Origin of the sequence: Candidatus Nitrosocosmicus agrestis (genome assembly GCF_008389435.1) — an archaeon.
Classification (GTDB): domain Archaea; phylum Thermoproteota; class Nitrososphaeria; order Nitrososphaerales; family Nitrososphaeraceae; genus Nitrosocosmicus; species Nitrosocosmicus agrestis.
On record NZ_VUYS01000014.1, the window covers coordinates 71,169 to 93,854 of the forward strand.

Consider the following 22,686-nt stretch of genomic DNA (forward strand, 5'->3'; position numbering starts at 1 on the left):
TTAGGCTTCCACCAGAGGGTGAGGTTCAGCCATTTGGATTATTTTGAGATAAACAAACCCATGCTCGTCTGGATGGTTTGAAAACGTTGGCTCAATTGATTTTTGCATGTTAAATTTGAGATAGTAATTAGTTATTGGTTTGTCTAGGTTTACATAGTAGAAATAATTTACATCTGTTGAATCTAGCATATTTAAGGCGGTTCCAAGTAAATAAGTACCAAAGTGCATCTTTTCTTTTTTTACTTCCGATGTTGAATTCTTTGAAGATAGAGGGAATAAGAACAAGGGTATGGTATTTTCCTCATAAATGGTCCTATATGCCACCAATTTTGAGAGACTTAATAAATCTTGTAAACCCATACCAGTGTATCTCAAGGCTGTTCCTATTCTTGAAGGTTTGATAAATTGTTCGGGTGGAGATGCGATCTTAATTATAGGAGAATAATTTGCCGACGTATCTCTCATGTCGTTGACCAATGTTACCTCCTCTACGTTTTTGTTAATTTTGTACGACAGAAATTCGTGCTTACAAATATCGGAGATTTCGACGTAGTATATTATTGATCTTCCACTGACAGAGTCCATTGGAGAAGCCAAAATGGCTTTATTCTTAAAACTATAAGTAAAGATAGGGATAGGAACTCTTTCGAGTGAACAAACTAGTCTCGATAAATCATTAATGGTTTTTAACCTGATGTAAATGGGAGATTTCAACAACTTGTAGTTTACTCATGACATTGGTAAAACGCTCCATATATAATTTTTATACAGGTGAAATAAAGAAACACAAAATAAATAGCAATATGACATAAAATTAAAATTATGGCAATTGCAACTTCAGGAAATCATATTCATTTAAAAAAAAGACAGTTATATTGATTGATTTATGAATGTCAAACGGTTCAGTTTTGCATCAACTCAAAATCAACTGATCCTTAAAATTTTATAATATCTAATCAAACAATAAATGGCATAAAATAGAGTTTGATTAAAAAAGGGATTAAAAATTTAAATTATAACTTGCAGCATTCCATCAAATAACATTTAATATCGAAAAAAACAATCTATGTCATGCCAGATTACTCTGATGATGATATAAGAAATGCAGCAGAGATTAGGGAATGGTTAACCAAACAAATTCTTGAGAAACAAGATGAAATTGAAAAGCTGCAGATTACACTTAACTTGGTTGATTCATTATTAAAACAAGGAAGTTTTAGGGCTGCATCAAATTATAATGTTACAAAATCAAATAACAAACAGGATCTTAAATTGCAGCAAAGACCTTCAAATACTCTTGTGTCAAAATCTAGTAATCCCAGTGACACGCAGGACCTGAAAGACGAATCAATCGATAACGAACGTGAAGTTAGATCAATCAAAAGACCAAAAGACAACTTAATGGTAGCCAGCTTCCACATATTTCAAGATTATATCGACATCATCCCAGAAGGAAGCATCAATATTAGCATCGAAACTCCTCCATTTAAGTCGTTTTTCCTGAACAGGATTTTACAGGGGATGAAAAACAAGGATCTTGAAAAAGTTAAACAAGGAATAATTTCAGAGCCAGATGTCATGGATTTTGAAGTCATTACCGATGAACAATACCCCGGAAGAATCAAAAATATACGAATCAGTCGTTTTAAAGAAAAAGAGAGAATAAATGAAATTTTTAATACTGCAGCTTGGGTAATTACAAGAATGTTAGAGAAAAGCGAAAAGTGACGACAAATGGACAAGATAATTGTACTAGATTTTGGTTCGCAATACAGTCATTTGATATGTAGAAGACTGAGGGAGTTCAACATATTTTGCGAATTAGTTCCATTTGATATTAATGTTGATAAAATTAGAGAACTAAATCCTAAGGGTATTATTTTTTCTGGTGGGCCAGCAAGTGTATATTCAAAGGATTCCCCCAAACCCGATAATAAAATTTTCGAATTAGGGATTCCCATTCTCGGTATATGTTATGGTCACCAGTTAATAGTAGATCATTTCAAGGGCAAGATAAAAAGAGTCGAAAACAGAGAATATGGAAATGCATTACTTAACATTACCAGCAAGCAAAATTTGTTTAAAAATATCCAAGCAGACAGTTTAAAATGCTGGATGAGTCATAGTGATGCTGCAGAGGTCCTTCCAGAAGGGTTTGAAGTACTAGGTAAAACATCCAGTTCATTCTCGGCAGCAATAGGAAATAAAAATAATAATATATTTGGGCTTCAGTTTCACCCCGAAGTTGCCCATACAGAACAAGGAAATAAAGTACTTTTCAATTTTGCGAATGTAATTAGCAGAGCCAAGCAAGAATGGAATATCACCGATTTGACCCAAGATATAATAACTAACATCAAGGATCTTGTCCACAACGAGAAGGTATTATGTGCTGTTAGTGGCGGTATTGATTCAACCACCTGTGCAATTTTAATTCATAGAGCTATCAAATCCAACTTAACTTGTGTATTTGTGGACAATGGATTATTGAGAGCAAATGAAAGGGAGTCGGTAATTAAGATGTTTGAAGAAGAATTGAAAATACCTTTAAATGTAATAGATGCTAGCGACAAGTTCTTGAATGCTTTAGAAAAAATCACAGATCCAGAGATTAAACGAAAGAAGGTTGGCGAAGTTTTTGCTAGAGTATTTACAGAGTTTGCAGAATCTAATGGTCCATTTCAATGGCTTGCTCAAGGTACTTTGTATCCAGATGTTATTGAAAGCGGCGTATCAGGGGGACCAGCCACAATCATAAAAACTCACCATAATGTAGGCGGATTACCTGATTGGCTTAATTTAAAAGTATTAGAACCTTTGAGGTTATTATACAAGGATGAAGTTCGCAGTATAGCTAAAATATTAAATGTTCCCGATCATATACTCAAGAGACATCCTTTTCCCGGTCCTGGTTTAGCAGTGAGAATTCTCGGTGAAATTACTGCCGAGAAAATTTCTATCGTCAGAAAAGCAAGTGCTATAGTTGAGGAGATTTTACTGGAAGAAAATCTTTATAACAAGGTTTGGCAAGCTTTTGCAATAGTTGGAGACGACAAGGCTGTCGGAATTTTGGGGGATGAACGAATCGTCGGTCATGTAGTTTATTTAAGAGTGGTAGAGTCAGTCGACGCCATGACTGCTGATTGGGTACGACTCCCATATCATGTCTTAGAAAAAATTAGCTCACGTATTACAAATGAAATTAATAACGTTACTTGGGTTACTTACACCATTTCAAGCAAACCGCCGGCAACGATCGAGCCTCTTTAGATCTGTTTGTGACGTGCAAAGTACTCTTGTTATTGCCCATGAATTAAGAAATGTTGGTGCTAAAATATATCCAAATTACTTAGCTTAATGGTATGCTAAGGGATTAAAGGTCTTGTGAGTCTTTTTCCTTATTTTCGTTAGGTCTATGTTTGTTTCTTTGTTTTACACCTACATTTTTGAACTTATTTTTGTTTAGTTTTTTTAATCGAAAGATTATAAGAAAAGTTATACCCCAAAGAATCAAGGCGATGGAAATATAGTTAATCATCCACAAGTATCCGCCAATTAAAGCAAGTGCAATTCCGATATACGCCAAAACATTCTTAGAATTCATATTAACTTATTCTTGATATTTCCACTAATGGACGAACCATATTTAGAACTTGCGATGTTTAAGAATTGTGAAGAATTATTATTGTTATTGTTATTACAAAGCAGTTGAACAAGGTACTTTGCAACCTTTAACTTACGTTTCTTTTGTTCCGCATTCAGGATATTCTTTTTAGAATAATGACCAATTTTTGAGTCAAAATCCATCCCCACGAGGATAATCTGCTTTGCATTAAAATGTTGGGCCAAAAAAATACCCCTATCTCCATCCGTGAATCCTCCGAAATTATGTATATTATATAGAGGAAAAGTTTGTGTGGTACCTATTACTCTTGAAAAATCAGATACATGAGTTTTGATTTTATCAATGTTATCGCCATGACCATGCACTATAACTGTAGATCCTTTTTCTTCAGCAATGAACAAGGAATTAAGATCTCCATCAAGATCAGAGGTGACAAAATCAGGGATTATATCCAGGCTTAGGCATAATTCAGAAGCTCCATCTGCAACAATAACTACGGTTTTTTTATTTGGATTTGGCCCGGATCCTTTGACACAATCCTTTATAAATTCTTGAATAGGATACTCTTCAATACTTGGTCCGGCTCCAATGATTAGAACCTTTTTGCCCGATAACCTAACAAGACATTTGGGGTCCAAACAGGAACGGCTCAATAATTCTGACAAAATCAAAGTACATACAAAATCATCCCGTGCTTTTAATCCCAAGGAGTGTGCTATTACCAGATAATGAGGATACCAGTCATTGAATCGCAAATAATAATATTATAAACAAATGAGTAATATATCTTAATTTTGCGATGCAGGCATCAAAATAATAAATTCAGATAATTTAGAAATAGATAACTATCAGCCTCTCGAATTAAATACATGGGATTGCAAGACATTGATAATCATACTGATGTCCAACTAAGAGCGATTTATGATCTTAAAAATATTGCCGTTGTTGGTATGTCAGCCACTGAAGGAAAGCCGGCCAATTATGTTCCAAAATATTTGATTAAGAATGGTTATAATGTTGTACCTGTCAATCCGAATTATGATACTATACTTGGGCTAAAATCATACCCTACTGTTTCATCAATCCCATTTCACATCGACATTGTAGATGTATTTAGAAAATCAGATGATGTTTTGCCGGTCGCAAAAGATGCAATACTAAAAAAAGGTTTAAAAGTATTTTGGATGCAACTAGGAATAATCAACAAAGAGGCTAAGGAAATAATGGAACAGAATGGAGTGATTGTCATATTTAATAGGTGTATGTTAGAAGAGCACTCTCGGCTATTTTAGTAATTTTGCATGAGTCAAATCAAACATATTCGAACCGAAAATCCTTGGTTAAAAGTTTGAGTAACTTAATTAAATAGTGTACCATTGTATGAGTTGTAGTAGTTATGCCTAAATGGGGCCAACTTGAAAACAATACAGGTTTAAGAAATAAATACAAGTATGACAACTCAGGTCCTTTTCAGGAATACTCCAAAGTAATAGTCATTTGTATAGATAGAGACGACGATATTGGTATTAAAGCGGGCATTGAAACACCAATCATAGGTAAGGAATCGTGTGTAAATGCTGGAATAAAGTTAGCAATAGAGGATCCAGAGGATTCTGATTGTAATGCGATTTTCGGAGCTGTAAAATCTTATGAAGAATTTAAGATGAAAGGTTATGACGTCGAAATTGCTTTGGTTGCGGGCAAATACAATAGAGGTATCGAAGGGGATTTAAAAATCACTCAAGAAATAGACAAAGTTCTTCAATTATACTCTGCGGATGGTGCAGTAGTCATTTCAGATGGTGAAGATGATGAAACAGCTATACCATTGATTCAAGGACGTATTCCCATCATATCCATTCAGAGAGTTATTGTAAGGCAAAGCCGAAGTGTTGAATATTCATACGCCATTCTAGCTAGATATATAAAAATCCTTTTCTATGATCCTAGATATTCAAAGTTTTTTTTGGGTCTACCTGGGGCATTATTGGTAACAAGTGGTCTATCAATTATTTTTGGTTTTTCAAGAGAAGCGTTTGCTTTGGGAATTAGCATTCTTGGAGCTGCTTTCATTTTAAGAGCATTTGATATCGATAAATCCATTGCTACACTATCAAAGCCTAGTCCTTCAGCGTTTATTAGGGTATTTTCTTATTTTGCCGGTACTATGATAATCATTGCATCCATACTAAATGGAATCTCGCATATACCTCAGGAAATGATAGAATCAAACGAGGGTATCTCTTCAATAATTACCAATAAGGAAGTATTAAGTAATTTCGCTAACGGAACTATCACTCTTCTTTGGATTGGAGTTGCGACCATTTTTGCCGGTGTATTGCTTAGTAACTGGTTTAAAGGAAGTATAAAGATAATCTACGATATATTGAGATTGGTTGTTTTGGCACTTTTTTATATCCCAATGCTTCAATTAACCTCGCTTATTACTGAGAGGGGAAATCCCTTTAATCTTATTTCTTCTTTACTGATAGGCTTGGCAGTAACACTAATAGCAGCTACATTCTTGTTCCAATATTTTAGAAATCGAAAGGGAGGAGAAGTATTAAAACACGATGATCAATAGCAAATCCAACTCATCTTCTAGTTACATCGTAGTAGTTACGAATGTCTATAACTGATACCATATTAAAGATATTGTATTCCACGTTGAGGAAAAACGTGATATATACTATTTACGAAAAACGCTTAATTAAAGAGATAAAAGAGTTTCCATTTCCTCAGCACATAGGGATTATACTCGACGGTAATAGGAGATGGTCAAAGACCAAAGATCTTGACAAAGTCATAGGTCATCAGATGGGTGCTGACATAGCTGAGGACCTATTGAATTGGATTTACGATCTAGGTATCAAAATTACCACCGTTTACGTTTTGTCTAATGAAAACCTGGGAAGAGATAAAATAGAGATTGAGAATATTTACACATTACTAGAAAACAAGCTTTCCAGTCTTTATAATGATCAAAGGATACATAAGAAGCAAATCCGTATAAAGTCGATCGGAGATTTCGATATACTCCCCAAGAGGTTACAGGAGATATTGTCCAAGTTAGAAGGTATTACAAAGTCATATAATAACATGTATTTGAACATTGCAATTGCATACGGCGGTCAGAAGGAGTTAATTACTGCAATAAAGAAAATCGCAACATCAGTAAAGAATAATGAACTAGAAATCAATGATATAGACGAAAAGGTGATTGAAGCTAATCTATATACTGCTCATTTGCCCCAAGCCGAACCTGACCTCATCCTTAGAACTTCAGGTGAAAAACGGTTGAGCGGATTCTTGTTATGGCAAAGTGCTTATAGCGAACTGATTTTTGTAGATATTTTTTGGCCAGAGTTTAGGAAAATTGATTTGATGAGAGCCATCAGAACATATCAGAATAGAGCTCGAAGATATGGCAAATGAATGTCCAAGAATGTATGCATGTTTGTATGTATAAATATCGACAATCAAGATAACATAAAAATATGCCCGAACATGGCGACTATGATAAAGAAAAGAAAAAGGTTTTTTGTGGTTATTGGATGAGTCCGCTAGAATGGGAAGAAATTCACAAATATTCTTTTCAATCAGAAGACTCGGAAGAAACATCCATAGAAAAAGGTGAGACCTAGCAGTAGGCAAATTTCTAAATCTCTAACGAGCACAAACAAATTTTTATAATTGATAAATTTATTCAAGTCAATGTATGATGAAGTTTCGGCTGGAGCTGTCCTTATTTTAAATGATCACAACTCGCCGAAGGAATTTTTAATATTAAATTATAGTTATGGTCATTGGGATTTCCCAAAAGGAAATATTGAAAAAGGTGAAACTGAGATAGAAACAGTTTTTCGAGAAGTTTCCGAAGAAACAGGGATTAAAGACCTTCAAATTTTAGACGGATTTAGGCAACAAATCACATACAAATATAGGAAAAAATCCAAACTTGTAAACAAAGCCGTTATTTATTATCTTGCAAAGACATCTACACGGGAAGTTATCTTGTCTGACGAACACACTAATTTTGGATGGTTTAACTTTGAAAAAGCACTAGAAAAGCTTTCATTCGAAAACAGTAGAAAGGTATTACGCATGGCTAATGAGTTTCTGTCCAATACATGAAAAAATTTTAAGTAGATAAAACCCATTTAAATTGTAAAATACTCTTCAATGTGGAATTCAAATTCCAATAGAAAGGAATTTAATAATTGTATAGGTATGATTGGAACCATATCAACCTGTTTGTAGGCAAGTGGAACAAATGTCACTACGACTGGCAATACTTTGGAAACCCCATTTAATGATTTTTTATTGCTTAACAACAAACCTCTTTCTTTCTGTTTTTTAACAGCCTCTCTGATAGCCGAATAGGAATTTTTCCGCCAATGTTTACAATCCATTATCAAAGCCAATCCTGACTTTGTGCCTATAACATCTATTTGTCTGGTAGGATTTCTTAGGCGGTAGTTTAAAAGTACCTCAAAGTCATGGAATTTCAAAATTTCAGAAGAGAAGATTTCAAAATCTTTCCAACAAATAAGTTTACAAACATCCATAAAATTGGATCCTCTTTCCACAGCTGATAGCGCTAATAAAATCTTGTAGTATGACATATCATCGGGTGTTGTCGTACTTTTTGATGGAATACCTAGGTTTGAATATACTTCTTGAAATTTATTGCTTTTTAGTATTTGTAAATCTACCGATTGAGGGTTAGAATCTAATTGAGATAATAATTTTAGAGGATGATAGCCAAAAAATGTCAAACAAAAAAAGTGGTGAGATTATGTTATTGTACTACTACTGTACCAACCATTGCTGGGTGTAATGTACAGTGGTATGGGAATTCGCCTGCTGCATCAAATTTGTGCTCAAATTCTTTCCCTTTACTTGTTAAAGCTGTTGGACCTGCTAAACCCGAGTCAAATTCTTTGCCTGCGTCAGCGGCTCCTACGGTTCCAGAAGTTACAGTATGAAAGGCAGAATCCTCATTTGTCCATTCGACTGTTTGACCAACTTTTACATTAATTGGATTTGGACTGTAGGCCGTATCTGTCAAGGTTGATGCACCTGCCACAATTGTTACATGAACTTCATCATCTGATTGAGCGAAAACACTATTGTCTGCGCTTGCTCCTATGGCTATAACGCCAAGGATCGCAAGTAAACTTGCTGCAAGATAAATTGGTTTATTTACCATTTTTATCAATCTTTGTTTAAATAATACTCTAATAAAAATTATAATGCTATAACCAAATAATTGACAGTAAATAACACCGATAACTAATTTATACAAAATTATCTCATCACATCATTTGGAAAGTTCAGTTTAAATAGATTATATTCTTATGAAAGGTTTAATATTATCTCAATAAACGAAAATAAAAAAACTAATTTATGCACTTTTAACTGACCATAAGACGAAAAAGTCTAGAAAGTTTAGAAGATTGAAAAGATTTTTTGGAACATTTTATGAACCAGTAGGGTATGCAAAAATCCACTGAATTAAAATCTGTTAAATCAAAAACAATAAAAAAATAGACGTATCAAATGCAAATTACCTTTTCGTGGTGAAAATAAATGCCTAATAACGATATATAGTATCTCTGATACAAGTGATAATTACCTTTATCAGTGTCTGTTTATTGATAGTTTTTAGATTCGAATTCATATATCCGCTTCAATTTCTTTTAATGTATAGTAACGACATTTTGATTTAAGAGACGTTATTTAAGGTCATTGAATATTTAACCTTAGAATTCTATAGGAAAAATTTTCAGTTGACTAACTGAGTATTTATTTGAATCTGCTCAATTCACACCTTGTTTTCTGTTTCTTGAAAATTGTCAATATAGGATACTGTACTAAACAAGTTAAATCAACAAATCAGACTTTGCATTATAATCAAGGAGCTTTGAAATAGTGATCAAATTTATCGACAATAATATTATCCCTGGTAATTCAACATGTGAAAACTAAAGAGGAACAGTTGCTTGGTATAACTTAAACCCAAGAAGCAAATGTCATCGAGTGACTTCAAGTTTTCGTTTTAATATCTGAAAATTCAGATTAATTCAACGTAGATATTCTGATATCATAAGACGGTAAGAACGCCCCTAACAAGCAATTATCGATTATTTAAACTAGAGAACGATCACCTATTAAAAAAAACAATATATAATAAGCATCTTTCCTATGTGTTTACATATTCAATGTCGAAAACTTGCCTAAGGTGTAATAAATCATATAATGAGGAAGAGGTTGAAGATGAAAATTCACAAAAATATCCATCATGTCCAGAATGTTGGAAGGAATGGACAACTTATGCAGTTATGGTAATGAATGAAATGAGACTTGATATGTCACTACCTGAACATAGAAAAGCATTAAGAAAGTATGAGAGAGGGTTTTTTGACAAAACCATGGGAGAAATCGAGAAAAACCCTGAAAACAAATAGCGAAACCAAAACTATTTGATCTTACCTCATCAAGTCTTTAGGAATCAGTGCTAGAAGATCATCTGGAGCGGGAGTATTAAGAATCATTTCAAACACACAGTTTTTCAACTTTGTTTGATTATCATCAGACATACCTTCTAATTTACTTGACAGTTTGTTGATAATATCCTTGTTAAAATTTTCCATGACAGCAGGATTGATAGAAAGCATCAAAAGGTAACGGTACAAGAGTTCATTAATCTTACCATTTGGCATTGCAACTAAATTTGACAACCACGAATCAATCAAATTATTTAAGGATGTTTCATCAATTTTTGGATAATTCATAATGATATTTAAAACTATTTCATTTTTTTCTTCATCATCAAATGACAAGAACTCATCCATTCTGTTTTTCATTATTGAAGTTCTTAGTCCAAAGGGAAGTTTTGATAATATATTTAGTATGCTTTCTACAAATTGCGAAGATTCGTTGTTAGACTTCACGAGAAAGTGAACGAACCATCTTTATTTTTGTCTTTCCAGATTTTCATATGAGGTATTAGAATTAAATAATCATACTCTGTTCACTAAATACCATGCCATGCTTAGTAACTGTTGGGGGGTTTTATGGAGATGAGGGGAAGGGCAAGATAGTAGCCTACCTTTCAATAAAAGATAACATTGATTTAGCTGCCAGAGGCGGTGCTGGACCAAATGCCGGACACACCTTTGTTCAAAACGGAAAAGAATTCAAAGTCAGAATGCTACCTAGTGCTGTTTTAAACAGTGGGTCAAGACTTCTTATAGGTGCAGGAGTGCTTGTTGACCCTGTCGTCTTGCTAAAGGAGATAGAAACCTTCAAATCCACAGATAGAACTTTTATTGATTTTCAGTGTGGTATCATAGATAAAGAACATCAGGAAGATGATAAGAACAACCAGTATCTTAAAAAAACTATAGGTACTACCGGTAGTGGTACAGGACCAGCCAATGCCGAAAGAGCCCTTAGAAAACTTAAACTTGCCAAGGATGTTCCAGAAATCGCACTTTATCTCGAAGACGTAAGTAACTCTATTAACCATTCTATTGATAATGGTGAAAACGTTTTGATCGAAGGAACACAAGGTACCTTCTTATCGCTATTTCATGGTACATATCCTTACGTAACCTCTAAAGACGTTACTGCGTCTGCAATATGCTCAGACGTTGGAGTAGGTCCAAAAAAGATAGATGAAGTACTGGTAGTTTTCAAATCTTATGTTACCAGAGTAGGAGAAGGTCCCCTCAGTTTTGAAATGAGTGAAGACGAAGTTAAAGCAAAAAATTGGCTTGAATTTGGAAGTGTAACAGGTAGACAAAGGAGGGCAGCACCATTTGATTTTGATTTAGCAAGAAAGGCAATTCAAGTTAATAGCGCCAGTCAAATAGCCTTGACCAAACTAGACGTGGTTTTTCCTAAATGCAAAGGACTAAAAAATTTTTCAGATTTGCCTGCTGAGGCCAAAGACTTTGTAAACAAGATTGAGTCAGAGACAGGACTTCCTGTAACTCTAATTGGAACTGGAGCAGAAATCATGGATACCATAGACAGAAGAAATTCAACAAAATAATAATTTTTTTCAAGGTGGAAAGTACTATGCTATAAAATTAGAAGATCAAACTCAGACTGGATTTACTAAAAAAATTTAAGAGCTCATTCTACTCTCCTTTGATATGTTTATCAATTAAGAACGTTTAATTACTATAATTTTTTAAATCAAAATATTAAAAAGAAATCTAAAAACAAGAAGAGGAGGCTTGAAGCTTTAAATGAATTTACAGAAGACGAAGTAGATTTTTTTGTAAATACAATCAAGGATGTAAAACCATATCCAAAGTTAAGGGACCTAAGAAGCTTGCTAGCACCTAAACTCTCTTTATCTAAAATAAATGCAATACTAAAATTTTTGGAAAGGTCAAAAAGAATTATTGTAGACTTGGATGGAAATATCGTGTGGTTTAAGGAGAATAACATTGATCAGGAATATCAACTACACCAAGTGGCCGATTTTTCTAAAGATTTTACTGATCGTTATGGAAATTTATAATGTCTCAACTGCAATTTTATAAATATTTAAATCACGTATATGTGTAATTCAAATTAAACATGGTAGATTTTTTTAAATCCAAGCGAAATAGAAGGATCACTCCAGACGGTGAACCCCTAGAAGATGTTGGAGGTGGTGGAGGTTTTGGTTTCTCAAGCCCACTGAAGATAGCTATTCCTGCAATAATTGCCGTTATTATTATTTTTGTAGTTTTGACTTCAAGTCTCAAGATTGTAGAGGCCGGTAATCGAGGTGTTTTGCTAAAGTTTGGGGCAGTTGATACATCCGTTTCATTGAGTGAAGGTCTTCATTTTGTGTTACCTTTTAGAGATTCGATTGTACCTATGGAAGTAAGAACCCAAAAAATAGTTGAAAGTACAACATCTGCTTCAAAAGACCTTCAGAATGTTGCGACGGAAGTTGCTTTGAATTATCGTATAAATCCTGATACGGTTCCAATTCTGTACAAGGAAATTGGACTGGATTATTCTAACAGGGTTATAGTTCCCACAATTCAGGAATCAGTAAAGCAGGTCACTGCTCGTTACAATGCAGAGGAGCTGATCACAAAAAGAGATCAAGTCAAATCAGAGATCGAAGAACAAATTGAAGCAAGGTTAACCCCATATAACATAATTATGGATACGATATCTATTACCGATTTCCAATTTTCTGACCAGTTCGTTCAGGCTGTAGAGGCCAAGGTTCAAGCCGAGCAACGCGCACTTCAGGCTCAAAATGAACTTCGTAGAATACAAATTGAAGCACAACAGACTGAAGCCAAAGCTTTGGGTGACCAGAAAGCTAATATCGCATCTGCTGAGGGTCAGCGTCAAGCCAACATATTAAAGGCTCAAGGTGAATCCGAAGCTATCAAGATAATAGACACACAGCTCAGAAACAGCACCGAATATCTTAATTGGCTACAAGCACAAAGATGGGATGGCAAATTACCACTAGTCACAGGTAGCAGTGGTGGTGCCGGAGCAAATAACTTGGGAGCTATCCCATTCATAGAAATCCCTCTAGGTGGTTCAACTTCAAATTCAGAATCGCCAGCAAGGACGACGAATACTCCTCCTTCAAACAGCTCAACACTTCCGTCAGGTCAGGCCCCTCCTCTTCCCACAACATCTTAGCAAAAGTCAAAATCCAATTGAAAGGAATATAGTACATTCCATCCTTTTTTTAAGATTATTAACTGACATTGAGATAAGGTTACTTTCGAGTCTTTTACAGAATTGTATTAAAAGAGTATTTAATTTAATTTATAAATAGACTTTCGTATGCAGATTGGTTGATCAAAGGAAATGAAAACGCTTATAATCCTATGAATCGATATGGATAAAGGTAATATTGTACTTCAAAGAAGGTCTCACCTTTGATGACGTCCTGCTAGTTCCTAAGAAATCTCCTATAGTTTCCAGATCGCAAACCAACTTAAAGACAAGGTTGTCATCAAACGTGTATTTGAATATTCCTATCATTAGCGCGAATATGGATTCAGTAACAGAATCAAGGATGGCAATTGCCTTGGCTAGAGAAGGCGGAATAGGAATAATCCACAGGTTCATGACCATACAGGAGCAAGTAGAACAAGTATTAAAAGTCAAGAGAAGTGAATCAGTAGTAATAGAACAACCTTATACAATTAGTCCAGACAGTAAGATTAAAGAGGCTAACAGCATCATGGCTGCAAACGGAATTTCTGGTCTGCTAGTTAAAGATCATAATAACAAATTATGCGGGATACTCACAAGAAGAGATACAGTATTTGAAAGGAATCCCGATACCAGAGTGTCTGACTTGATGACAAAAGACGTTGTTTCTGCCAAAATTGGTACTAATATTGAGCAAGCAAAAGAAATACTTCATAAGCACAAGATCGAAAAATTACCTGTAATAAACGAAGCAGGAGAGATTCATGGTCTTATTACGGGTAAGGACATTTTGAAAATGGAAGAGTTTCCAAATGCCTCAAAGGATAAGAAAGGACGATTGCTAGTCGGTGCTGCGGTCGGAGTTAAAGGAGATTATCTAGAAAGAACAGAGGCTTTGTTAAGCAATGGAGCTGACATAATTGTAGTCGATATTGCACATGGTCACAGCGACAATGCATTAAACACAGTTAAATTAATCAAGAAGGCATTTCCAACATGCGAACTTGTAGCTGGAAACGTGGCGACAGGAAAAGGTACTGAGGACCTCATCAAGGCAGGAGTAGATGCAGTAAAAGTTGGTGTAGGTTCAGGTTCTATTTGTATAACTAGAATAGTGACTGGGTCTGGTGTTCCCCAGTTAACCGCAGTTATAGATAGTGTAAAAATGGCAAAGAAATATGATATTCCAGTAATTTCGGACGGTGGCACCCGAACGTCAGGAGACCTGACAAAAGCATTAGCGGCGGGTTCATCATCAGTAATGGTAGGCAGTCTATTTGGAGGCACTGATGAGAGTCCAGGTAAGACTTTGGTAAAGAATGGTAAGAAGTACAAAATGTATCGAGGTATGGCATCTTTTTATGCTGCCCTGGGTAGAAAATACAGAGAAAATGCAGAATCTCCTAGTGAAGATGAAGACCTGAATGATTATGTTCCCGAAGGAGTTGAGGCCATGGTACCTTATAAGGGAAGTGTTATCGACATCATTAGACAGTTGGTCGGAGGTTTAAGGTCGGGTTTAAGTTATTGTGGAGCAAACACAATTGCAGAAATGCAGGAAAATGCAGAGTTTATTAAAATAACACTTGCTGGATACAAAGAGAGCCATCCACACGATGTAGATGTAATTTAGAATTAAATGAACTAGTAAAAAATACAGATAGCAATTTTCAATTTTTATTTAATTAAGTATCTATATGGATACGGGCATCTAATCCGATATAAAACCAGGAGATGGATGCTTACATTATTTCCGCTTTTCCTCTTACAATCGTGGCGGCATGTATAGCATCAATTTTCTAACTCACCCTCGATTTAAGGGAGCAAAAAAACTCTAGTCCATCTTAGCAACATAGCAATTAATCAAAGCGAGTATCTTATTCTAATGCCCTTTCCTCCCTCCTTTTTTAGAAATTATAGACATATGATCCCAATCTTTAACATGAATATTATAATTGCACCAGTTTATTAACAATCTAGGAGATCATAGAGATTATTTTAACAGCAAAGTTTGATTACGGGTTTGTAAGAGATTATCAACTTGAATGCCAATACTCGCTATTTCAGTCAGTTCCTTGCTATCCGGTCAAGGTGAATCGATACAGAAAGAAAGAAAGAAAGAAAGAAAGAAAGAAAGAAAGAAACATAATTGAGTAAGAAAATTTCCAATCAACTATCCCTAGACGAAACATGACACAAATTTTCAATATGTTTTTGCAGGGTAACAAATCAATAAATACAAAGAAAGAATTATTTAATACGCAGATTAAACCATTCTATTTGTCCATAGACGATTATGATTCCAAAAAAAAGAGGGAGTCTTCTGAAAGTCGACTGGATTTTATTCGTAACGCGCATAATGAAAAAAAAGAAGGTGAGATTAGAACTGACAGAATGGAAGATTATCTGGAAGTTATTTATGAGTTGATTCAACAAAAAGGTTATGCTACAACTGCAGACATTTCAAAGTATTTGAATGTGAGTTCCCCAAGTGTTACTAAAATGGTAAAAAAACTTGATGAAAATCAGTACCTAATTTATGAAAAATATAGAGGTCTAAGGTTAACAATAGATGGAATTAACATTGCAAAAAACATCAGAGAAAAGCATAGTCTTTTTGCAGAATTTTTAAAGATGATCGGAGTAGAAGATGATGTAGCACACTTAGACGCTGAAGGAATTGAGCATCATTTGCATGCTCAGACTATAGAGAAGTTGGAAAACCTGATTATATTATTGAAAAAAATGAATCCAGACATTTTAAAAGAGCTATAAATATTGTAAATTAAAAGAATGTATCATCCCTATGGGAATGGCAGATCAACGTCGATTTTTAGATATGATATATCTACTATACCCTTGTTAAATGATTGAGAAACATCATTTAGGTTAACCATGTTCGCGCTATTGCAAAGATTCAAAAAGTCACATCTGTCGATGGCAGTTTGGTTGAAGTTATAACTAACATGATAATTAGAGGAGATAGTGGGTGACTGCACGATTGAAAGTCCAAAACTTTCAGGGCTAATGCTGAGTGTTATAAATATCATAAAACAGCCCAAGATAATTGGAATAATCGTTCGACTCATATGTATGCAAATTCTACGGAGTAAACTTATAATTGGATTTCAGCAGATAGTGCTGTTATTTTGCTCTTAATTCTTATTATAGTAAAATAGATTCAACGATTAAGGGGGTAATAAAGAATGAAAACTTCTTCGCGACCATAACTAGATAGAATATAACGACTATAGCAATCAAATCATAGATTGAGAATCGTTCGATATTATCGACGCTCAACATTTTGAGATTTTTTCTATCCTTTCATACAGAGCCAACATGTCGATTTGAGACAACAGGTGTAAAAAAAGGATTTTGTTTGTAAGGTAATAAAGAAATTTTAATAAATGTATATGAATATCGTCAAAAATAATAATTTGGTATAGCAATATTCAAATGATAATAGATACGGGTGAATAAATAATGATAGTAGATGCTTCCCTGATGCATAGATGGCATTCAACGATTATAAAGTAGATAGTTTTCGGGGCCGTATTAACATGTTTGATGTGGTGTATATTAGATAATTATAAAAATTTAGTGGATGTTTTAATATTATTATCTGAATGTCTAAACATGCTTTTTTAGGTATGTTTATGGTTCATGGAAACAAAAATTTTTCTTACGGCGGTTTTTAAAATAACAGATTTTCTTATTATAATTTTGTTGGAAAAGAATATACAATTAACAGATCAATTCAAATTTTTTTGAATAAAAATTTATTGGATTATTTTACGAATTTAAATCATCACCTAAACCTAAAAATAAACCAAAAATAAATATAAGAAATGCAGTTTGATTGTACAATATTAAAGATTAAATGATTGTAATATTAAGATGTAATAATCAGAGAAAATAATATGACACCCATTACAATTTGGAAACGTTGGTTGATTTACAATCTAATCGGTGAAGGTGTACATAACGTTCTCTTTGAAGATCAAATCAGAAAACTGGCAGGTCATAATTATGAAGACAATCTAAAGATTGCACTAAACAGCTTGGTTGATAGTGGGATTCTATTACGTCTAGAAACAAATAAAAAAAAGAAATTTGTAGTTAATTATGATAAATTAATCGAGGCCCAAAAAATTCTTAACGATAATAGAAATTGGAAGTTAGGTACTGAAAGAAGTAGTAACCACGAAAGCGGACGCAGTCTTTCCGAGAGTATCCATCAATATTATTCAGAACCAGAAGGATATAGTTTTTGGTTTAATTTGGAAGAGAGTCCAAGACGGAAAAAAAGTATTTATAATTTTTACCGAAAGAAAACAGACGATTTAGAATTTGCAGCGCAAATCATTACCCAAAGAGATTCTCGAGTTATGCATCTGGGCTCGTTAAGGCAAAATCAATCCATAATTTCGAGATTGTGGAGAGCATGTTTGATTCTTGCTAAAGATGCGGATGGAAATAATAATGCATTCATTTTACAAGATTTACAGGATAAGGAGAGAAAAGCTTGTGGCAACAATCGTCAGAGAGGAAAAATAGCCTTAGTAATATTTAAAGAGCTTGGATTTATAACTAACGTTGGCAAAAAAGGAAATTCAGTTAAATACAAAACCACAGGCAAGTTACCACCCTTCTTGTCCTTGGATAAAATTATTGAATCAGGATAACAAGCAATTTCGGGTATTATTCAATGAATGAATAATCGCAAACCTATTATTCAGTGATTAATCAATTTCTATTATGGAAATATTGGATGAAAAATTACTGGCCAAACAAATATTCAAAAGATATTCGTCTAACCCTCGTGACTGGAATTTCATTATTTCCACCAACTCAATGAAGGATGGCTTTTATGACGCCACGATATCCAGTCCAAACGAAGCTTGGCAGCTTAAAATAGACTCCATTTACAAACCTTCCCCCATTATACTTGGTACACGACTAGATATTGATTTAAAACCAATCAAAAGAACTCTAGACGATAAATTGATCCCATTTGGCTATAGGAAGATTGATCCTCCATTGTTTATGGACATGTTTAAGAAGCTATCAGACGATCAAGATAAAATATCTAAAAAGAATTCAGACATATTAAATAGCGAGTTTAATTCCATTTTAAACTCATTAGAACCTACTGTCCCTACAAAAGGTAAAGACTATTTGTATGGACCTTTTCTTTATACTAATAAAAATCTATTAGGGAAAAGCAAGTATGAGAACACGGTATCAGACAAATTATCTCAAAATATAAGAAGAAAGATAAAAGAAAGATATCCAGGTTATGGATGAATAATTGAATGGCAAGATAGACTATTTATCATTTAAGAGTGAAATTTTACAGGATAACCCGCTAGGTGATCCCAGTGTAAGAGATTTGATCGTTTATATTCCTCCAGGCTATGAACCACAATCTAATTTAAAGTACCCCGCAGTTATTTTATTACCTGCATTTGGCAATGACAATTACTCATCACTTAAGCATGATCCATTTTCCTATTCAATAATTGAAAGACTGGAAATGCTCTCTGAAGGACAAAAATGTGGGAATATGATCTTAATAGTTGTAAATTGCTTTAATAGACTAGGTGGCAGTCAGTATATTAATTCCCCAGCAATTGGAAATTATGAAGACTATCTCATTAAAGAAATCATTCCATTTATTGATAAAGAATTCAACATTTCAAAAAAAGCCATCATGGGAAAATCATCAGGAGGTTATGGTGCACTGGTTCTGGGAATGAGGCACCCAGACTTATTTAACGCTGTGGCAGCCCATTCATTTGATTCTGGCTTTGAATATTGCTACATTCCGGATTTTCCAGCAGCTATCAGAACTTTAGGTAAATATGATAAACCATCAAAATGGCTCGAAGAATTTTGGAATGCAGAAGAAAAACGCACAAAAGACGATTATGCTACACTTAATATTTTGTCAATGTCAGCTCACTATTCTCCGAGCTTATCTTCAAATGATCTTAGCATAGATCTACCTTTTGATACTATATCAGGTAATTTCAGAATCAATGTCTGGGAAAGATGGAAACAAAATGATCCCATTAATATGCTAGACGAATTATCAGAAAACCTTAAAAAAATTGGTTACTTATATCTAGACTGCGGAGCAAATGATGAGTTCAACCTAAATATTGGTACCAAAAGTTTTAGTCAAAAATGTCATAGTCTGGGAATAAAACATGAATATTTGGTATTTCATGGAGGGCACTTTAATACAAATTACCGTTTTAGTATTTCATTGCCAAAAATTTATAATGTATTAAAGTAGTCTTTAGGTATTAATTTTTTTATAGGTAATTCGCAAAATAGATAGACATGTACTTTTACATAGTAAAGTATTATTCAACCAAGCATAATCATTAATATATCTAATGAAAGGAAAACAAGTTAATTTGATTTTGTATGCAAATTATAGTTAATAACACATATAGATGCGATTATATGTATCGATTCAAGATACTGTGGCTTTATGCGTTAATTGGCACTTTGAATTAGGAATTTTTGTAATTGTAGATTAATCGAACCTTTAATTTATTACACCACTTCAAACCGCTGAATCAGAACCTCATTAACTTATTTGCTCTAAATTAAAAAAATGTAAGTGTGGATGCTATAAAATGTGAAAAATTTCTGTCTGTAATTTGATAGACACGGTTTTATGGGTTTAGATTCAATGATTTATTTTAGAGAAAAGTCAGCCAATCACCGACAAGTTCAGACCTACCTCTTACAATATCATCAAATTCTTCCCTCAGCTTTTTAGTGATAGGACCTATTGAACCCCCACCTATCTTTCGATGATCAATATGTCCAACAGGAACAATTTCTGAAGCTGTACCGGTCAAAAATATTTCATCAAAGTAATATAACTCATCTCTAGTAATATTTTCAAATCTAATTTCTATTCGGTTTTTTTTGGCAATCTCTATTATAGAATCACGTGTGATACCCTCAAGCGCACCGGTTGATATTGGTGGAGTATACAATACCCCGTTCTTGACAAGGAAAATATTTTCAGCGCTTGCTTCTACTACATAACCATTAGAATTCAACAGAATAGATTCATCAAAGCCAGACTTTAAGGCCTCCATCCGAGCCAAAGCAGAATTAGCATAGTTAGCAACTCCTTTTGCGTGTGTAGGCATACTTTTAATACCAATCTTTTCCCAGGAAGATACCATTAAATGGACTCCCTGATCCAAATCTTGCTTCTTGATATGTTCAGTCCATTGCCATGCAGATATAGCAATTGATACTCGATTTGGTAAAGGATTTACACCCAATTTACCATAACCATAATATGCTATGATACGAACATAGCATTCATTTAGCTCATTGGCCTTAATTACTTCTACGGTTGCTCGTTTTAATTCATTTGGGGAAAACTCATAATGCATAAAATACGCTTTCCCACTATTATATAATCGTCTAATATGGTCATCAAATCTAAATAAGGCATTCCCTCGTGGTGTAGCGTATGATCGAATTCCTTCAAATACACCAGTGCCATAATGTAATCCGTGAGTTAGGACATGAATCCTTGCATCTTGATAGTCAAGCATCTGTCCGTCTAACCATATTTTATTACTCTCAATCATTTCTATCACTCCAAAAAAATTTATTTAATACTAGTTCATTATTGTGCCTTTTGAGTGTATCGATCTAATTACTTCCTCCACATTGCTATCTTCAACTATAATCAAAATCCTAGACGTTTCTTCTTGAGCATCAATATTCAAGATATTAATGTCTCGCTGACTTACGATGCTACTAGTTTCTGAAACAATTTTAGGTACCTTCCACATTGAATCCCCAATTAGGGTTACTACACCCCTACCGTAGACCATTTCAACTTTGGGATAAAATGCTCGAAAAATTTTTTCGTGTCGTCGAACATAGTCTCCATCTAAAAAGAGAAACCGAGTCATTTCAAGATTGTCTTTTCTGTAGGGTGATAATTTTATGAAATCGTGATACTGACGTTGTTTTTCAAATAAAGCCGCCAAATGAGAGGCAGATATGGATTCCATTCTGACGATTGCACAATTCTTCTTACCAGTAACTAATTTAATTTTTGGATCACTGTCACTTTCTTCATTACTTGCTTTCTTAATTATTTGAGTATAGCTTGTTGGGTTTGAGATATTTGTTACTAAAATCAATAAGTTCAAACCATGATCATCAATATCCTTTATTGCAATTGGATCGAGTATTTTCATTCCAAACATGCCTGCAAGCTTTGCTTCGTTATAGGAAAGGGTTTTTACAAAACGCAAATTTTCAGAGACTATTTTCGGGTCAGCACTTAAAACAGAATTATCCTTTTCAAAATCTAGAGTTACTTTAAAATTGTTCGAGAGTATAACACCTAGATCTGCAGCAGATCTATCAGATCCGCCCCTTTCATAAGTTGTTTCCAACCCATCGACAGTTTTTCCTATGAAGCCGCCAAAACATACTACTTCATTGCATTGAATCAAATCCACAAGGTATTCAAGATGTTTCTTTGATTCATCCAACATAAAATTTGCAGCTTCAAAGTTATCGTCTGTAATAATGGGCCAATCGTTTATTCCAATGCTAGATGACACCATACCGTTGCTGCGTAAAATATAATTCATTAAACTCGCTATCACAATTTCTCCACTATAAGCGAGTACTCTTGAACGACTTACATCCACAAATCTTCGGTTTTCTGCCACTTGCTTCAAGGATATTAAGACAGTTCTACTGAAGCTGTTTAACTCAGTCTCAAACATTTCTTGGTTTTCTTTAGAAAGAAACTTCCTGGAAATGTCTAAATACACATTTTTTAGGATATCAATATCTACTGGATTTGAGGTAGCATAATTACGAGAAATTCTTATGGCTACATCAGTCATGGACATATTTTTCCCTTCGTAACTTGTCAATGGAGCAGAAAAAACACAAATAACTTTAGATTTTTTACTTAATTGTTTAATTCTTTCAATGATTATGGGAATTCGAACGCCGTTTATCCCTAAAGCAGAGCCTCCAAATTTTGCGATAACTATTTGCTCCAATACCAAAATTTGAGGGCCTTCTATTATTTATTAAGATAACGATATTTATTATTGATTATGCTTTACTATAGCCTATCAATTCCTACAAAATCACATTTATTGAACAATAGAGAATGTTCAATAATTCCAAGCCTTATTTTGTCTCTACCTCAAACATCTAGACAAAGTTCCATTTTGCTATCAAATAATATATATTTAAATGATAATAATGTGAATCGAATTTGATAAGTATGTATACTTAACTTGTCATAAAGATCCGCATTTCATAATTCGCCATTATTATCA

At 34.0% G+C, this 22,686-nt stretch carries 25 protein-coding genes; 16 read left to right on the plus strand and 9 right to left on the minus strand.

The genetic code is table 11. The features are described from left to right. The gene (locus F1Z66_RS10035) at nt 1-717 is read right to left on the minus strand and encodes a hypothetical protein (protein ID WP_149863473.1); all 717 of its coding nucleotides are present in this window, start codon (nt 715-717) and stop codon (nt 1-3) included. 354 nt (nt 718-1,071) lie between these two features. Between F1Z66_RS10035 and F1Z66_RS10040 the strand changes: the two genes are divergently transcribed. Together F1Z66_RS10040 and guaA are read left to right on the plus strand one after the other, a co-directional pair. After that, nucleotides 1,072-1,728 carry a hypothetical protein gene (locus F1Z66_RS10040; RefSeq protein WP_149863474.1) on the plus strand — a complete coding sequence of 219 codons (657 nt, stop codon included), beginning with the start codon at nt 1,072-1,074 and terminating at the stop codon, nt 1,726-1,728. A 6-nt stretch (nt 1,729-1,734) separates the two neighbouring features. Beyond that, nucleotides 1,735-3,270 carry a glutamine-hydrolyzing GMP synthase gene (gene guaA, locus F1Z66_RS10045; RefSeq protein WP_149863475.1) on the plus strand — a complete coding sequence of 512 codons (1,536 nt, stop codon included), beginning with the start codon at nt 1,735-1,737 and terminating at the stop codon, nt 3,268-3,270. Between the two features lie 103 nt (nt 3,271-3,373). Here the strand turns inward: guaA and F1Z66_RS10050 are convergent, their stop codons facing one another. After that, nucleotides 3,374-3,604, minus strand: a complete 231-nt coding sequence (locus tag F1Z66_RS10050; protein ID WP_149863476.1) for a hypothetical protein — start codon at nt 3,602-3,604, stop codon at nt 3,374-3,376. Then, on the minus strand, nt 3,601-4,380 hold the full coding sequence (locus F1Z66_RS10055) for a 6-hydroxymethylpterin diphosphokinase MptE-like protein (protein WP_149863477.1): 780 nt from the start codon (nt 4,378-4,380) through the stop codon (nt 3,601-3,603). The genes F1Z66_RS10050 and F1Z66_RS10055 overlap by 4 nt, the downstream gene beginning before the upstream one ends. Nucleotides 4,381-4,494: 114 nt before the next feature. On the opposite strand from F1Z66_RS10055, the gene F1Z66_RS10060 reads away from it, so the two are divergent. The 5 genes from F1Z66_RS10060 to F1Z66_RS10075 all read left to right on the plus strand — a co-directional run bounded on the left by F1Z66_RS10060 (nt 4,495) and on the right by F1Z66_RS10075 (nt 7,759). Next, nucleotides 4,495-4,917: a CoA-binding protein gene (locus F1Z66_RS10060; protein WP_149863478.1), complete on the plus strand. Its 423-nt coding sequence runs from the start codon at nt 4,495-4,497 to the stop codon at nt 4,915-4,917. 104 nt (nt 4,918-5,021) lie between these two features. Beyond that, a complete protein-coding gene (locus F1Z66_RS10065; RefSeq protein WP_149863479.1) occupies nt 5,022-6,209 on the plus strand; it encodes a DUF373 family protein in 1,188 nt (395 codons plus the stop codon). 41 nt (nt 6,210-6,250) lie between these two features. Beyond that, complete coding sequence (uppS, locus tag F1Z66_RS10070; protein ID WP_149863480.1) at nt 6,251-7,060, plus strand: polyprenyl diphosphate synthase; 810 nt, start codon at nt 6,251-6,253, stop codon at nt 7,058-7,060. A 62-nt stretch (nt 7,061-7,122) separates the two neighbouring features. Next, complete coding sequence (locus tag F1Z66_RS15525; RefSeq protein ID WP_154670539.1) at nt 7,123-7,269, plus strand: hypothetical protein; 147 nt, start codon at nt 7,123-7,125, stop codon at nt 7,267-7,269. Nucleotides 7,270-7,339: 70 nt separating this feature from the next. Further along, a complete protein-coding gene (locus tag F1Z66_RS10075) occupies nt 7,340-7,759 on the plus strand; it encodes a bis(5'-nucleosyl)-tetraphosphatase (protein ID WP_149863481.1) in 420 nt (139 codons plus the stop codon). A gap of 26 nt (nt 7,760-7,785) precedes the next feature. Here the strand turns inward: F1Z66_RS10075 and F1Z66_RS10080 are convergent, their stop codons facing one another. Both F1Z66_RS10080 and F1Z66_RS10085 read right to left on the minus strand, forming a co-directional pair. Further along, entirely contained in the window at nt 7,786-8,403 is a 618-nt protein-coding gene (locus F1Z66_RS10080) for a hypothetical protein (RefSeq protein ID WP_149863482.1), read from the minus strand. Nucleotides 8,404-8,426: 23 nt separating this feature from the next. Beyond that, the gene (locus F1Z66_RS10085; protein ID WP_149863483.1) at nt 8,427-8,837 is read right to left on the minus strand and encodes a cupredoxin domain-containing protein; all 411 of its coding nucleotides are present in this window, start codon (nt 8,835-8,837) and stop codon (nt 8,427-8,429) included. Nucleotides 8,838-9,849: 1,012 nt separating this feature from the next. Here F1Z66_RS10085 and F1Z66_RS10090 point away from each other — a divergent pair. Continuing rightward, nucleotides 9,850-10,095, plus strand: coding sequence for a Fe(2+)-trafficking protein (locus F1Z66_RS10090; RefSeq protein WP_149863484.1), 246 nt, complete (start codon nt 9,850-9,852; stop codon nt 10,093-10,095). Nucleotides 10,096-10,116: 21 nt separating this feature from the next. Here the strand turns inward: F1Z66_RS10090 and F1Z66_RS10095 are convergent, their stop codons facing one another. Then, nucleotides 10,117-10,581 (minus strand): hypothetical protein, encoded by a 465-nt coding sequence (locus tag F1Z66_RS10095; protein WP_149863485.1) that lies wholly within the window; start codon nt 10,579-10,581, stop codon nt 10,117-10,119. Nucleotides 10,582-10,673: 92 nt separating this feature from the next. Between F1Z66_RS10095 and F1Z66_RS10100 the strand changes: the two genes are divergently transcribed. The 5 genes from F1Z66_RS10100 to mntR all read left to right on the plus strand — a co-directional run bounded on the left by F1Z66_RS10100 (nt 10,674) and on the right by mntR (nt 16,099). Further along, the gene (locus tag F1Z66_RS10100) at nt 10,674-11,687 is read left to right on the plus strand and encodes an adenylosuccinate synthetase (RefSeq protein WP_149863486.1); all 1,014 of its coding nucleotides are present in this window, start codon (nt 10,674-10,676) and stop codon (nt 11,685-11,687) included. 285 nt (nt 11,688-11,972) lie between these two features. Further along, complete coding sequence (locus tag F1Z66_RS10105; protein ID WP_149863487.1) at nt 11,973-12,164, plus strand: hypothetical protein; 192 nt, start codon at nt 11,973-11,975, stop codon at nt 12,162-12,164. 59 nt (nt 12,165-12,223) lie between these two features. Beyond that, nucleotides 12,224-13,303, plus strand: a complete 1,080-nt coding sequence (locus F1Z66_RS10110; RefSeq protein WP_149863488.1) for a prohibitin family protein — start codon at nt 12,224-12,226, stop codon at nt 13,301-13,303. 217 nt (nt 13,304-13,520) lie between these two features. Beyond that, the gene (gene guaB, locus F1Z66_RS10115) at nt 13,521-14,957 is read left to right on the plus strand and encodes an IMP dehydrogenase (protein WP_149863489.1); all 1,437 of its coding nucleotides are present in this window, start codon (nt 13,521-13,523) and stop codon (nt 14,955-14,957) included. Nucleotides 14,958-15,514: 557 nt separating this feature from the next. Then, on the plus strand, nt 15,515-16,099 hold the full coding sequence (gene mntR / locus F1Z66_RS10120) for a transcriptional regulator MntR (RefSeq protein WP_230207515.1): 585 nt from the start codon (nt 15,515-15,517) through the stop codon (nt 16,097-16,099). Nucleotides 16,100-16,128: 29 nt separating this feature from the next. Here mntR and F1Z66_RS10125 read toward each other — a convergent pair whose 3' ends face one another. Next, nucleotides 16,129-16,413, minus strand: coding sequence for a hypothetical protein (locus F1Z66_RS10125; protein ID WP_149863490.1), 285 nt, complete (start codon nt 16,411-16,413; stop codon nt 16,129-16,131). 831 nt (nt 16,414-17,244) lie between these two features. On the opposite strand from F1Z66_RS10125, the gene F1Z66_RS10130 reads away from it, so the two are divergent. The 3 genes from F1Z66_RS10130 to F1Z66_RS10140 all read left to right on the plus strand — a co-directional run bounded on the left by F1Z66_RS10130 (nt 17,245) and on the right by F1Z66_RS10140 (nt 19,625). After that, nucleotides 17,245-18,009, plus strand: coding sequence for a hypothetical protein (locus tag F1Z66_RS10130; RefSeq protein WP_149863491.1), 765 nt, complete (start codon nt 17,245-17,247; stop codon nt 18,007-18,009). Between the two features lie 73 nt (nt 18,010-18,082). Further along, entirely contained in the window at nt 18,083-18,631 is a 549-nt protein-coding gene (locus F1Z66_RS10135) for a hypothetical protein (RefSeq protein ID WP_159357492.1), read from the plus strand. A 4-nt stretch (nt 18,632-18,635) separates the two neighbouring features. Beyond that, the gene (locus F1Z66_RS10140) at nt 18,636-19,625 is read left to right on the plus strand and encodes an alpha/beta hydrolase (protein WP_149863493.1); all 990 of its coding nucleotides are present in this window, start codon (nt 18,636-18,638) and stop codon (nt 19,623-19,625) included. 415 nt (nt 19,626-20,040) lie between these two features. On the opposite strand, the gene F1Z66_RS10145 is transcribed toward F1Z66_RS10140, so the two are convergent. Continuing rightward, on the minus strand, nt 20,041-20,955 hold the full coding sequence (locus F1Z66_RS10145; protein ID WP_230207516.1) for a branched-chain amino acid transaminase: 915 nt from the start codon (nt 20,953-20,955) through the stop codon (nt 20,041-20,043). Nucleotides 20,956-20,985: 30 nt separating this feature from the next. Then, complete coding sequence (locus F1Z66_RS10150; RefSeq protein WP_230207517.1) at nt 20,986-22,407, minus strand: amino acid kinase family protein; 1,422 nt, start codon at nt 22,405-22,407, stop codon at nt 20,986-20,988. Nucleotides 22,408-22,686: the final 279 nt, after the last annotated feature.

Excerpts from the sequence above, each read along its gene's own strand:
- F1Z66_RS10110 (WP_149863488.1), top strand. The coding sequence starts at position 12,224 with ATGGTAGATTTTTTTAAATCCAAGCGAAATAGAAGGATCACTCCAGAC.
- uppS (WP_149863480.1), top strand. The coding sequence starts at position 6,251 with ATGTCTATAACTGATACCATATTAAAGATATTGTATTCCACGTTGAGG.
- F1Z66_RS10100 (WP_149863486.1), top strand. The coding sequence starts at position 10,674 with ATGCCATGCTTAGTAACTGTTGGGGGGTTTTATGGAGATGAGGGGAAG.
- F1Z66_RS10050 (WP_149863476.1), bottom strand. The coding sequence starts at position 3,604 with ATGAATTCTAAGAATGTTTTGGCGTATATCGGAATTGCACTTGCTTTA.
- F1Z66_RS10040 (WP_149863474.1), top strand. The coding sequence starts at position 1,072 with ATGCCAGATTACTCTGATGATGATATAAGAAATGCAGCAGAGATTAGG.
- F1Z66_RS10085 (WP_149863483.1), bottom strand. The coding sequence starts at position 8,837 with ATGGTAAATAAACCAATTTATCTTGCAGCAAGTTTACTTGCGATCCTT.
- F1Z66_RS10145 (WP_230207516.1), bottom strand. The coding sequence starts at position 20,955 with ATGATTGAGAGTAATAAAATATGGTTAGACGGACAGATGCTTGACTAT.
- F1Z66_RS10065 (WP_149863479.1), top strand. The coding sequence starts at position 5,022 with ATGCCTAAATGGGGCCAACTTGAAAACAATACAGGTTTAAGAAATAAA.
- F1Z66_RS10060 (WP_149863478.1), top strand. The coding sequence starts at position 4,495 with ATGGGATTGCAAGACATTGATAATCATACTGATGTCCAACTAAGAGCG.
- F1Z66_RS10125 (WP_149863490.1), bottom strand. The coding sequence starts at position 16,413 with ATGAGTCGAACGATTATTCCAATTATCTTGGGCTGTTTTATGATATTT.
- guaA (WP_149863475.1), top strand. The coding sequence starts at position 1,735 with ATGGACAAGATAATTGTACTAGATTTTGGTTCGCAATACAGTCATTTG.
- F1Z66_RS10075 (WP_149863481.1), top strand. The coding sequence starts at position 7,340 with ATGTATGATGAAGTTTCGGCTGGAGCTGTCCTTATTTTAAATGATCAC.
- F1Z66_RS10090 (WP_149863484.1), top strand. The coding sequence starts at position 9,850 with ATGTCGAAAACTTGCCTAAGGTGTAATAAATCATATAATGAGGAAGAG.
- F1Z66_RS15525 (WP_154670539.1), top strand. The coding sequence starts at position 7,123 with ATGCCCGAACATGGCGACTATGATAAAGAAAAGAAAAAGGTTTTTTGT.
- F1Z66_RS10130 (WP_149863491.1), top strand. The coding sequence starts at position 17,245 with ATGACACCCATTACAATTTGGAAACGTTGGTTGATTTACAATCTAATC.
- mntR (WP_230207515.1), top strand. The coding sequence starts at position 15,515 with ATGACACAAATTTTCAATATGTTTTTGCAGGGTAACAAATCAATAAAT.
- F1Z66_RS10135 (WP_159357492.1), top strand. The coding sequence starts at position 18,083 with ATGGAAATATTGGATGAAAAATTACTGGCCAAACAAATATTCAAAAGA.